This is a genomic window from Bacillus cereus group sp. Bc031, assembly GCF_027716265.1.
Classification (GTDB): Bacteria; Bacillota; Bacilli; order Bacillales; family Bacillaceae_G; genus Bacillus_A; species Bacillus_A paranthracis.
Genome location: NZ_JAQFUL010000115.1, coordinates 1 through 12,785, shown reverse-complemented (window position 1 = coordinate 12,785; position 12,785 = coordinate 1). Strand labels below are relative to the sequence as shown.

Sequence of the window (12,785 nt, the reverse complement as noted above, 5' to 3'; positions counted from 1 at the left end):
CCGTATGATGGGAAACTGTCACGTACGGTTCTGAGGGGAGTTGGGGGCAGCGATGCCCCCCGCTTACCCGACTAAATAAGCTGTTCACTGGAATCTCATAGAAAACTATGGTGAGATGAAATGTTTGATTTTGCAGTACTTCAAAATCTTAGCTAGATGGCTATGTATCGGTACCCCACAATAAAAAGGCAGGGACATATCAAATATGTCCCTGCCTTTGATTTTAGAGACATGTTTCCTAACAGTTGATTTTGTTAACGAAAGTCGACTTCAAATCCATATTTTGTGTGAAATAAAAGCATATAATAAAAGTATGAGGTGATGATGTGAAGGAGATAAACATTCATAAAATAATTGCGGATAAGAGAAAAGAAAAGGGGATTACGCAGGAAGAGTTAGCGGCGTATATCGGTATTACGAAGGCGTCTGTTTCCAAATGGGAGACGGGGCAGAGTTATCCAGACATTACATTTTTACCACTGCTAGCATCGTACTTTAACATAAGTATAGATGAACTAATCAGTTATACACCGCAAATGGAACAGGAAGATATTAAAAATTTATATCATAGACTAGCGGAAGCTTTTAGTGAAAAACCATTTGATGAAGTAATGATGGAGTGCAGGAAAATCATAAAAAAATATTATGCTTGTTTTCCATTATTAATTCAAATAGGAATACTTTTTATTAATCATCACATGTTAACGGAGGACACGGATAAAAGAATTGAAATGTTAGAAGAAGCAATGTCTCTCTTTAGCAGGGTTCAGGAAGAAAGTGATGATGTTTCTCTTGTAAAAGAGGCGGTATCGTTTCAAGCAACTTGCTATCTTATACTCAATAAACCGAATGAAGTATTGCAATTGTTTGGCGGAACGATACGTCCTAACGTTCCAGAGGAAGATTTAATCGCACAGGCGTATCAAATGCTTGGAAATACTAAAAAGGCGAATGAAATAATGCAAATTAGTATGTACCAACATTTAATACAACTCGTTGCGACAATACCGAATTATGTAGTAGTAAATGCCTCAAGCGTTGAAAAAGTAGAGGTGATTTTGAATAGAGCTTTTATGTTAATAGACATATATGAAATAGAAACATTACATCCTAATATGACTTTAAAAGTATACTATGCTGCTGCGCAAGTATATTGTATGCAAGGCAATTTTGAAAGAGCATTAGAAATGTTACGGAAATATGCAGCAGTTTGTGCGGCAAGCTTCACAGTAAATAGTCTGCATTTACATGGCGATTCCTATTTTGATGCGATTGACGGATGGTTTGCAGAGTTTCCACTCGGCGCTAAAACAGTTAGAAATGAAGAGATTATAAAGCGAAGCATGTTACAAAGTATTGCAGAGAATCCAGTTTTCACTCCGATAAAAGATGAAAGAGAGTACAAAAATATAATAGCGAGTTTGAAATTTAAATTGGATATAAAAGAATAGGGGGACAAAATGATGACTTTTGATGAATATGAAGTAGCGATCAATAGTGAGTTTACTTTGCAAGGTACACTCACTAAACCAAAAGCTGATGGGAAGTATGCGGCTGTTGTCATTATCGCGGGATCTGGAGAGATTGATCGTGATGGAACGATCGTATCGCTAAAGCTTGAGGCGAACATATATAAAGATTTAGCGCATGTAATGGCGAGACTTGGGGTAGTGACGCTCCGCTTTGATAAACGCGGAGTAGGAAAGAGTGACGGAGAATTTCTGAAGACTGGAATGTGGGATTTAGTTAGTGATATAGAGTCTACGATTACGTATTTAAAAGAACAATCATTTGTTGATCCAGAAAATATCATTTTGACTGGTCATAGTGAAGGATGTATGTTGGCAACTGTAGTAAACGCAAGAACACCAGTTAATGGGCTTATCCTTCTTACAGGAGCTGCGGAATCATTAGAAGAGGCTACGAAAAGACAAAGAGAAATTGCTTATAAAGAATTAAAAGAACAAAAAGGAATAAAGGGAAAACTAATGCGCCTTCTCAAGGTGGAGAAACGTGGAGAAAAGCAGATGGAAAAAATAAAAGAGAAAATGATGAATACAGAAAAAGATACGATTAAAGTTGGTTTTAAACCGATGAACGCAAAATGGTTTAGAGAGCATTTTCAGCATGACATTTATAAAGACTTACAACAAGTAACATGTCCAGTGCTAGCTATCGCTGGTGATAAAGATATTCAGGCTGACCCTGAAAAAGCGAAGCGAATTGGTGATTATGTGAAGGGGGATTCTGAGGTACATGTAATAAAAGATATGGATCATAGTTTGAAAAGTTTTGAGGGAGATTTTAAAGCTTTAGAGTTTAAAAAGAATTACGAAGAAGGGGCGAGAAAGCCACTTCATCCAGAGCTGGAAGAAATAATTGCGAATTGGATGGATACGTATTTTATCTCGCAGTATGCTGGCAGTAAGACATCCACCTTAAAAATCTGCGAAAGCGAGGAAGTTAGAAGGAAGAGTAACTGCTTGTAAAAGCCTGATTGGTGTGGGTACCTATGAATCCTACACCAATCGGGCTTTTTTGTAATTGTCGTTTCAATCCCACGAAGGAAACAGCATTCTTCAACTAACTCTATTACAGAAGCCGCTACACCCTCATCACAATGATTCTTGAAAGAACCTATCATAAGAAATTTTTCTTTTTAATTTATAATAAAGATTAAAAAATGTGAATTTCATAGAAAAAGAACGACATATGAAGTAAAATGTCATGTATAGTTTCTATCATTTTCTTTTATAATTGTTTGAAATGTTCTTACATATTGATTTATCTGGGAGAATGTATAGATTTCGATTGATTATATGTAATGAAAAATGAAGGTGTTATGTAACTATTAGGATGTACATTAGAAGAAGTGTGAGGAGGAAGGTATATCTATTAAAATAGCGAGATATACTAAATTAAATATGAGTATTAGATTGAATAAAAAAGTAGTAGCATTAACAGCAGGACTAACGGTATTATCTTCATCGATGGTATCGTTCGCAGAAGAACAGCCATCTGTAAATAACCATCAATCTATAAGTATTCAGGAACAAAGCGGGACAGATCAACTTCAAGTATCAGAAGAACAAGTTTTAAAAAGTATTGAAGAAAGTTTTGAAGGGGTAGATGGACGCGGTGGAGGTACTGTCAATAATAAGAAAGTGGACAGTCTTCAAAGTTCAGAAGGTATTTATGAAGAAACGGGTACATTAACTGTTCCTCACCATTCAGGTAGAACAAAGCGTAGTCTTGTTTTCTCAGCACCTACAGTTTCTAGTACGATAAACGGGGTTCCATTCACGGAATGGATTGTTCCAGCAGGTAACGAGAATATTCGCCCTCAAAATCATATGATTCCAAAGTATATTACAATTCATGAAACTGATAATAAAAGCGTAGGAGCAGGAGCTAAAAGCCACGCTCAATACTTGTATAACCAAGCAGTAGGGGAAACAGACCGAGCTGCATCATGGCACTTTACAGTAGATGATAAAGAAATTTATCAACACTTACCATTAAACGAGAATGGATGGCACGCAGGAGATGGTGATGGGGCGGGTAATAGAGAATCTATTGCAATTGAAATTGCAGTTAATAGTGATGGTGACTACAATAAGGCAGTCGATAACGCTAAGAAACTTACAGCTTATTTAATGAAAGAAACGGGTGTACCATTAAACAACATCGTAAAACATCAAAAATGGAGTGGTAAAAACTGTCCCGATATGTTGATTAATAGTGGACAATGGGTACCATTCGTAAATGGCGTTGAAGGATATTATAATAAATTTTATCAACCGACAGACGATATAACAGGAGGTTGGTATGAATCGGCTATTCGTGATTTGAACAGAAGAGGTATTATGGTAGGAGAAGGAAACGGCATTTTTGCGCCTAATAGATCTGTAACAAGAGCTGAGTTTGCGCAATTAATCTCGAATTCTTTAAGTCTTCCAGCTGGAGATGCGACGTTTAAAGATTTAAATGATGTAAATTCAACTTTACGAGATGGTATTAAACGTACTGCAAGTGCAGGCATCATTTCTGGTAGAGGAGACGGTAATTTTGACCCTAACACACCTATTACAAGAGAAGAAGCAGCGGTTATTGTAAATAAAGCTTTACAGTACAAAGGAATAAATGGACCATTGGTAAACTTACCATTTACAGATAAAGATCAAATTATCTATAAAGAAGCTGTACAAAGATTATACGGCTTAGGTATTGTAACAGGTATGGGAGATAACCTATATGTCCCTAAAGGAACAACAACTCGTGGTGAAACTGCAGCATTCATTTTAAACATGCTTCAAGTTATTGAAACTGGGAATGTTCAAAAAGGAATTGGTACGGTTGAAATAAATGGTATTGGGGTAAATGTTCGCAGCGGAGCAGGATCTAGCTACTCTGTTGTTAGAAAAGCAAGCAAAGGTGAAAAAGCTACAGTATACGAAGAAAAGAATGGTTGGCTAAGAATTGGTACAAGTGAGTGGGTTTATAATGAGCCTAGCTACATCGTCTATACGAAAGATAAAAATTAAATAGTTACGAGTAAGTCATACATCACATATCTCATGTATTCCCAGGCAATGGACAGCATTTTCTCCATTGCCTGTTCTTGTGTTTCAGTTTTTTAATAGTTAAATAAAAATTTAAAATGGGGTTAGAAGGAAGAGTAATTGCCTGTAAAACATTGACCGTTTTAGGTTAGTTTAGTATATAGGTTTTTCAGTTTTTTCGTAATTTTGTATTTGTGAACGAGAGCTTTTGTTATTATACTATCTTCATTTTTTATCGGCAGAGTGGGGTGAAATATAGGATATTGCAATCCAATTAAAGCTTTACTTTTTCCATAATGCAGTTTTTATATAATATGAAAGTCAACGGCTATAACTACTTAAAATATAGCCGTTTCTTTTTTGGGAATAGAAAGGAAATGAAATTATGGAAAAATCAATAAAAAGTGAATGAATTGGAATGTTTATCTTTAATGAAACTTTTCATACATATGAACAAAACGAAGGAAAAGTACATTGGGAATTGGATGTTAGAAATGAGCATGTACACGTATATGAAATGATAAAAAGAGCAGAAAAGCTTTATATATGCTTAGAGGAATTTGATAAAAATGCTAAGGTCGCTATAGCGGAAGAATTAATAGAGTATAAAAATGATTTTTGGTCTGAATATGATGAGAATGATAAACATTTAAATTGGGAGGCTGTAGACGCAGGGGAGTATGATATAACGAAAGAAACATTTGAGAAGTCTATTACGCTTATGGACATTGTAATGAGAGAAAATGATATATATTGTGAATATAATGATGGAGATTTATTTGGAGGACATAGAATCCATGCTTCTTTTGACTACGAGCACAATTTATTAGATGCAGAAATTTAGTTTTGAGAGATGAAAGTGAAAAGGATTGATTATTATGATCAATCCTTTTTATCATTACTATAAGATAACGGTGAAATAATAAGGAGAGAGTGTCATAGTTTTTAATACGGTCCCCACTCAATATTAACCCCAACAATAAGAAAAATAAGTCCAATAATAAACCAAATGAGTGCAAGAGGAGCCATAAATCGAATCCATTTTCCGTAAGAAATGCCGCTCGCTGCGAGAACGCCCATTAAAACACCGGAAGTTGGATTGAGGCAGTTCACTACACCTTCGCCGAGCATAACAGCTTGTACTGTAACTTGGCCTGTAATGTGCATGAAATCAGCTAACGGAGCTAATAACGGAATAAAAACAACAGATTCACCTGTACCGGATGAAATAAGGAAATGTAATGCGGCACTACTTACATACATACCGATTACGCCAAATACCGGGCTTTGTCCTTCGAGAGACTGTGCGAGTTGGTTAACAATTGTATCAAGTAATTTTCCTTGTTCTAAAATGACTGAAATACAACGAGCCATTCCGACGATCAAAGCACCGTATATGAGATTTTGGCAGCCTGCTAGAAAAGTAGAAGCGATATCGTTTGCTTTCATACCACCTATTATTCCAGCTGTAATTGCGATGAAAATAAAAGTAGCAGTCATTTCTGCGTCTGTCCAATGTAGACGAAAAGCGCCGATTAAAAATGCAATTAATGATAAAGCTGAAACGAGTAAAATTAATTTATGACGTATTGTCCAAGGAACTTCTGTTTTCTGCGCTTCTTTTTCACTTGAAAGAGCATTACTTGGAAACCAGTTATCTCCGAGTATGCTTCCTTTATTCGAATTTTTTAAGCGTTTTACGTACCAATTAATATATAGAATGGTTGCAAGTAAAAAAGAGAGATAGATTGCTGTACGTAAACCAATTCCTGAAAACATTGGGAGTTCCGCGATTTTTTGTGAAATGCCTAAAGGTGAGGGCGATAAAATAGTAGCATTAAAACCAGCATAAGTCCCTAAGTCAACTCCCCCCACTGAGATAAAGCCTTTCAGTGGGGGCATGGGTTAGAACACTAGGTCTTTTCGTCTATCGCTAGACAGTTGACGCTCTAGCATTCATGCCACCTTATGGTAACACCCCAAGTATGTTTTTGGTTGGTACTGGCAACGAACGATTGCTTTCCCACTTGCACCACCCTTTCGAAAAAGAGCAGTTCTCCCTTATGGAAGAAGCCACCACTCAGATGAATCAGGCGTGTGCTACAAGCCCCGACAAGTCGCGTACACATGGATGGTTGACGCACCCACTAAGCTATGCGCGAAGCAACAGCCTTACGTTTTTGTACTTCTAATAGAATCGGCGTTTTCACTTTGAGATTGTCATCCAATTGTACAACTCTTGATTTTTGCAATGTATTCAGGGCACCATTAATATCAGCATGGATACATGTTCCTGCTTTACTTTGGTACAGACCACGCGTAATTCGTTTGCCACTAAAGCGATACTGCGTCTTATCATCCTTAGACCAAACCGGAACCGGATCTTTATCAATAAAACTAGCTTTTGAAGTATAGCTTTCTTCTTGTTTGAAAAATCGGATGCCTTCTTTTATACATTTATTCTCAATTGCTGCCATCAATTTTTGAAATGGGATTTGCACAAACTTTTGATTATTCTTTTTCCCTATATGAGAGTTTTGTTTCCAACCAGCGTTATACCCTATAACAATCGTATCTATATCGAATTCTTTCACTTTTTTGAACAACAGACCTACTGTTTGTGCAATGTAACCGTTTATTTGTCTTTCTCGTTTATGCCAAAGTGCGGCCATTTTATTCGTTACAATACGTTTTGAAATTCCATTGTCCATATTTTTCTGCCCTAGATTACATATCATTTTGTTGAAGTATTGATTTATGGATTTTAGTTTTTTTCCATCGATTAAGAAGGCATCACCTGTATTGGTTACGCAACTTACTAATCTATCTACACCTAAATCGCAACTCAAAGCGTTACTCGTAGTCGTGGATGGTTTCTTCATTTGAGAAACGTGCATTTCATATGTGTAATGCACCTCAAAGAACCGACCTTTTTGCTTCGGTACAATCTCAATGTAGGAGATTTTTTTATTCTTTAAGTTTTTCGGCATACGTATTTTAATAGAACCGAATTTTTTTCTGAATGCCACATTCATTGGAATCATCCAATACCCATTATCATCTACTTTTGGAACTTGATAGATTTCAACGATTCGTTTGTCGGTGGAACGAGAATAATTTGGGAACTTCGGACGACCTGTGAACTTCTCAGGATTTTTTTCCACTGTTCCAATGCTTTAAAAAAGCTCTTCACTTCTGTAAATAAGGTTCTACGAATCGCTTGAACAGAGTTTGATTGCATGCCCCAGTAGTTGGTGTCGGCTTGCATGGCAGTGTCCACTTCTTTTATAGTAGCCATTTTATTATCGTTCAAATAACTTTGTTTAATCGTGTACAATCCAACATTTCGCAATGCTTTTGAACTATGTGACATGCGCTGAAGTAAACGAAATTCTTTAGCTGTGAGGCAAGCTCGTCCGATATTCTGTTTCTGCGTGAAGCGTTGCATGTTTTCTCTTTTCTTTTGTTTACGTAATACTTTCACTGCTTTCTTTCTGGCCATTGTTTTCACCGCTTTTCTTAGAGGGGGTATTAAAATTATTTTTGATAAATTAATATTTAGAAAGAAATGGAACAAGAATATGTTCTTCATCGAAATTCCTTTTGGATCAAGTAGCGGAATGATAATCATTATCTAATTTCGTTGTCTTACAATCTATTCCCTTCTTATCTACATTATATCGTAAGACAAAAAGAAACAAACATTCGCCCTCAAAAATTACTATGAGCGAAACAAAAGCGTTCAGCCTACCTTATGACGGCAATTAAGGCAATAGTTTTTCTGTCCTTTTCCCGCACATACAAATTCTTGCAACATTAGACAGGGAAACGAAAATAATCCAAGAATATGTTAAATAGAAAGTAAAAAGAAAAGAGGGAAAAAGATGTGGAAAACTACGGATCTATGTGATGAGTTTGAAAATAAATTACAAATATGTCGCCAATCTTTTCGGTCTTTTGGGAAGAAAGAAAAATTCTACGGGAAAATTGCAACGGTAAAAGTGAAGGATGATAATGTACTAGTGAAGGAAGGATTACAAACATTACCAGAAGGAACGGTATTAGTTGTTGATGGGGGAGCGTCTACGAATTGTGCGTTACTCGGTGATAATTTGGCAGCTATTGCGGAGGAAAGAAAGCTAGCAGGAATTATTGTATATGGATACGTTCGTGATTCTAGTGAACTAAAGAATATAAATATAGGTATTTTAGCGTTAGGGACAATGACGAATAGAAGTGTAAAAGAAGGGAAAGGAGAACGAAATATTTCATTGCAATTTGGGCAAGTTGAATGGAAGCCGAATGAATATGTGTATGTGGATGAAGATGGCGTCATTATTAGTGAAAAGAGTTTGCATCGTTAAAGGTTAGTAAGTTACTATTCTTAGAAAATAAATCCGATAAAGCATGGACAAAATTCTTTGTCAATAGTAAAATAATACAGAAATTTAAAATTAACAGAATGTATAGGTTTATCGTTTTACGATAACTTAAATGGAAGTAAGTTGTGCCTAGAAAAGTGAATGTTATCACAATGATACGTTCATGAACAAAATTATTTTTCCTATACAAATATAGCCGCGAATGATGCGGGTAGGAGGTGTTGCACAGTTTGTTCGACACTTACAAAAAAAGAGTGTCAATTGCACGCCCTTGAAGGGCCTTTTTTTGTGTGAATAGTAGTAAGGGAGGAAATTTTGGGATGGCAATATTAAAAAAATGGCTGCTTACGTCGTTAATGGCAGTTACACTTGTATTTGTTTCTTTTGCGAATACAGTACATATTACGTTTGCTGAAGGAAATACAGCAAAACTTGCAATTATTGGTGAATCACAAAAGGGCATTATGTTATGTCCGAAAGAAGAGCAAATTAAAGATGGGGAAACAGCTTTAAGCTTGCTACAAAAAGTCATGGGGGACAAAGTAGAAGCTGAAACGATGTCGTTTGGAACGTATGTAAAAGGCATTGATGGGCTAATGGCCGGGGCTACAAGTGGCTGGCTGTATGATGTAAATGATAAATCTGCAGAAGTTGGAGCGGATAGTTATAAATTAAAATCTGGAGATGTTGTTGTTTTCCGCTTTGTTTCAGACTGGAACAATATGAGTCAAGAAACATTACAACAAACATTAGATAAATTTGGTACTTGTAAAACTGTAGAAGAACCAAAAACAGATGATCCAAAACAAGAAAAACCAGAAGAACCAAAGACGGATGATCCAAAGCAAGAGAAACCAGAAGAACCAAAGACGGATGATCCAAAACAAGAAAAGCCAGAAGAACCGAAGACGGATGATCCAAAACAAGAAAAACCAGAACAACCAAAGCAAGAGAACATTCAAATTCCAGCAGCACAAGTAAATGACGCGATCTCTAAGACGTCTGAAAAGATGTTACAAGATGGAATTGAAAGTGATTGGGTAGCGCTAGGTCTTTCTCGTTCTGGAAAGAATATACCAATCGAGGCGAAATTAAATTATGTTAAGGCTGTAACTGAAAAGGTAGAAAAGCGCGTTAATCGTTTTTCAGCGACAGATTTAGCTAGAACGATTATTATGATGAATGCAATGAATGCAGACCCAAAAATGGTAGGCGAACATAATTTAGTTCAAAAATTGTACGAATCAGATAAAGTGAATTCTGTTACAGGTTATACATTTGCTTTACTTGCATTTGATACGAAAAAATATGAAATTCCAGTAGATTCAAAATGGAATCGAGTTGCTTTAGTAGATGCACTTTTAAACGCGCAGCATACGGATGGCGGCTGGACTTATGATAGTGCAAGCAGTAAAGACAGCGCGAGTAGCGTTGATGTAACAGGTATGGTTTTATCAGCATTAGCTCCTTATCAAGACCGTGAAGATGTGAAACCAGCTGTGCAAAAGGCTGTCGCATACTTATATAATGAACAACTAGAAAATGGCGGTTTCTCTGCTGATGGACAAGAGAATTCTAATAGTGTTGCGCAAGCAATTATTGGATTATCCCTTGTGAAAGATGTAGATCAAAACCGTCTTCATAAGGCAGTGCAAAATCTATTGTCATATCAACTTCCAAATGGTGAATTTAAATGGTTACCAGGCGATCAAACCGGTAGCGGAATGGCAACAGAGCAAGCATTATTAGCTTTACTTCAGTTTAAAGACCTTGGAAAATCGATTTATGACTGGTCAACTGAATCTGTTACTGAAATTAATCCAAAACCAAATGTAGATTCAGAAAATGTTGTAGTGGAAAAAGAAGTTATTGAACAGCCACAAGAACAAAAACAAGTACAACAAGAAACGAAAGATGACACTTTAAAAGTTGTTGTGGATAACGAACCGGTTAAACATAAAAAATCCGGAAACGGTAGCACATTACCGAAAACAGGAGCATCTTCTCATAGTGCAGCGGCAGAAGTAGGTATGGGTGTATTATGTATTGCTTCTGCATATGTATTATGGAGACGTAAAGCAGCTTAACAAAAATTAGGAGCAATCATTTGCTCCTAATTTTTAATATGAAAGGTGAGAGGCAACATGAGTAAGATGAAATGGTTTATTTCTTTACTGCTTTCACTTGGGCTACTTGCCGGATGTGAAGAGGCAGCGGTAAAGCCTGAGAAGAAAGTAGAACCGAAGCAAGAAGAAGTAGCAAAACAAGAAGAGAAAAAAGATGAAGCGAAGCCGGAAGAAAAACCGGAGGAAAAACAAGCTGAACAAGAGCAAAATAAGCAAGACGAACAGAAAGAGAAACAAGAACAAAAAGTAGAAGAGAAGCCGAAAGAAGAAAAGCCGCAGGCACAGCCGGAAGTAAAGAAGGAAGAAAAACCTCAGGAACAGCCTGCTGTTAATAAACAACCAGAACAACAAAAAGCACAAGAAGAGAAACAACAAGAGCAACAACCGAAAGCACCAGAAGTAAAAGAAGAAGCGAAGGTTGTAAATCAACCGAAAGAAACACCGAAGCAGGAGCAGAAGATTGATCCGAATAAAGAGGAGAAAACGATACCGACTCCGCAAGTACCAACTCCTGAACCACCAAAACCAAAACCAGATCCAGTACCAGTACCTAAAGCAAAACAAGTTACGATCTCAGTAAAAGGTAATGAAGGATATTTATTAGGTGCAAAAAAGGTGGATGTACAAGAAGGCGATACAGTTTATAAAGTATTGCAGCGTACAGGATTAGATGTGGATGCAATGGGCTCTAAAGATGGAGTTTATGTAAAAGGTATTAATGATTTATATGAAAAAGATATTACCGCTACTAGTGGATGGAAATATCGTGTGAACGGTGCGTTTCCAAACCATAGTGCAGGTGTAGTTACAGTAAAACCAGGCGATACAATCGAGTGGGTGTTTGTATTAAAATAAGAAAGGCATTCGGTAAAGGACTATGAAAATAAGTTTTTCTTCTTTACATCCTTTTGTGAATTTTTTCTATTATATCGGGGTGATGATACTATGTATGATGTGTCTTCATCCTCTTTTTTTAATTGGAGCAATACTATTAATTGTTATTTTAAATGTGATGCAAGGGAATAGCGAAAAGGTAAGAAAGATGTTACCGAGCACAATCGTTTTCTTTTTTATGGTCATTTTATTTAATTCGCTATTAACACATAGAGGCCGAACTACGTTATTTTGGTTAGGTGATAGCCGTATTAAACTTGAGGCAATTATGTTTGGAGTAGTAATGGGGTTATTACTAGTTGCGATTATGTTTACGTTTGCTTCGTATAATGATATTATTTCAAGTCATAAATTTTTATATTTGTTTTCTAGAATTTCACCGAAAGTAGCATTGTTAACGATGATTACAGTGAGATTTGTTCCTTTGTTTATGAGAAGATTACAGAAAATAACACTCGTCCAAAAGACGAAAGGTGTACAGGTAGATGCAGGTTCCATTGTGGAACGTGTGAAAAATGGTATGCAACTATTGCAAGTATTATTAATTTGTTCATTAGAAGATGCACTGCAAACAGCAGATTCTATGCAAGCTCGTGGATTTGGTGTAACGAAGCGTACGACATATATTCGGTATAGAATGGAAAGACGCGATTGGTACACGCTCAGTTATTTAAGTATTTTATTTATAATTGCTATTATATGTAGCAATTATGGCGGAGGAAAGTTAATCATTTATCCGAAAGTCGGTGCGACACGTTCCTAAGTGAAAAGCTTAGGCATTGTCGAACTTACAGTTCAACAGTGAACTGTCATTCCAAGAA

Annotated in this window: 7 protein-coding genes and 3 pseudogenes; 8 read left to right on the top strand and 2 right to left on the bottom strand. The window is 36.4% G+C overall.

The window, feature by feature from the left end:
* Positions 1 to 326 precede the first annotated feature (326 nt).
* The 4 genes from PDQ33_RS26370 (at position 327) to PDQ33_RS26355 (ending at position 5,406) form a co-directional block, all read left to right on the top strand.
* Positions 327 to 1,451: a helix-turn-helix domain-containing protein gene (locus PDQ33_RS26370; protein WP_270756879.1), complete on the top strand. Its 1,125-nt coding sequence runs from the start codon at positions 327 to 329 to the stop codon at positions 1,449 to 1,451.
* 9 nt (positions 1,452 to 1,460) lie between these two features.
* Positions 1,461 to 2,489, top strand: a complete 1,029-nt coding sequence (locus tag PDQ33_RS26365; RefSeq protein WP_270756877.1) for an alpha/beta hydrolase family protein — start codon at positions 1,461 to 1,463, stop codon at positions 2,487 to 2,489.
* A 435-nt stretch (positions 2,490 to 2,924) separates the two neighbouring features.
* Entirely contained in the window at positions 2,925 to 4,544 is a 1,620-nt protein-coding gene (locus PDQ33_RS26360; protein WP_061130523.1) for an S-layer homology domain-containing protein, read from the top strand.
* Between the two features lie 436 nt (positions 4,545 to 4,980).
* Entirely contained in the window at positions 4,981 to 5,406 is a 426-nt protein-coding gene (locus PDQ33_RS26355) for a DUF2262 domain-containing protein (protein ID WP_061130524.1), read from the top strand.
* A gap of 101 nt (positions 5,407 to 5,507) precedes the next feature.
* On the opposite strand, the pseudogene PDQ33_RS26350 reads toward PDQ33_RS26355, so the two are convergent.
* A pseudogene (locus tag PDQ33_RS26350) lies at positions 5,508 to 6,428 on the bottom strand (Na+/H+ antiporter NhaC family protein); the annotation flags it as partial.
* Between the two features lie 281 nt (positions 6,429 to 6,709).
* A pseudogene (locus PDQ33_RS26345) lies at positions 6,710 to 8,064 on the bottom strand (RNA-guided endonuclease TnpB family protein).
* Between the two features lie 382 nt (positions 8,065 to 8,446).
* Here PDQ33_RS26345 and rraA point away from each other — a divergent pair.
* The 4 genes and pseudogenes from rraA to PDQ33_RS26325 all read left to right on the top strand — a co-directional run.
* Positions 8,447 to 8,926, top strand: a complete 480-nt coding sequence (rraA, locus tag PDQ33_RS26340; RefSeq protein ID WP_270787886.1) for a ribonuclease E activity regulator RraA — start codon at positions 8,447 to 8,449, stop codon at positions 8,924 to 8,926.
* 338 nt (positions 8,927 to 9,264) lie between these two features.
* Positions 9,265 to 11,031: a DUF4430 domain-containing protein gene (locus tag PDQ33_RS26335; RefSeq protein WP_061130525.1), complete on the top strand. Its 1,767-nt coding sequence runs from the start codon at positions 9,265 to 9,267 to the stop codon at positions 11,029 to 11,031.
* Positions 11,032 to 11,088: 57 nt separating this feature from the next.
* Positions 11,089 to 11,925, top strand: coding sequence for a DUF4430 domain-containing protein (locus PDQ33_RS26330; protein WP_061130526.1), 837 nt, complete (start codon positions 11,089 to 11,091; stop codon positions 11,923 to 11,925).
* Positions 11,926 to 11,947: 22 nt separating this feature from the next.
* Positions 11,948 to 12,709: pseudogene (locus tag PDQ33_RS26325) on the top strand (energy-coupling factor transporter transmembrane component T); the annotation flags it as partial.
* Between the last annotated feature and the right edge of the window lie 76 nt (positions 12,710 to 12,785).

What these genes read in the sequence shown, in the direction of transcription:
- PDQ33_RS26365 (WP_270756877.1), top strand. Translation starts at nt 1,461, where the DNA reads ATGATGACTTTTGATGAATATGAAGTAGCGATCAATAGTGAGTTTACT.
- PDQ33_RS26360 (WP_061130523.1), top strand. Translation starts at nt 2,925, where the DNA reads ATGAGTATTAGATTGAATAAAAAAGTAGTAGCATTAACAGCAGGACTA.
- PDQ33_RS26355 (WP_061130524.1), top strand. Translation starts at nt 4,981, where the DNA reads ATGTTTATCTTTAATGAAACTTTTCATACATATGAACAAAACGAAGGA.
- rraA (WP_270787886.1), top strand. Translation starts at nt 8,447, where the DNA reads ATGTGGAAAACTACGGATCTATGTGATGAGTTTGAAAATAAATTACAA.
- PDQ33_RS26335 (WP_061130525.1), top strand. Translation starts at nt 9,265, where the DNA reads ATGGCAATATTAAAAAAATGGCTGCTTACGTCGTTAATGGCAGTTACA.
- PDQ33_RS26330 (WP_061130526.1), top strand. Translation starts at nt 11,089, where the DNA reads ATGAGTAAGATGAAATGGTTTATTTCTTTACTGCTTTCACTTGGGCTA.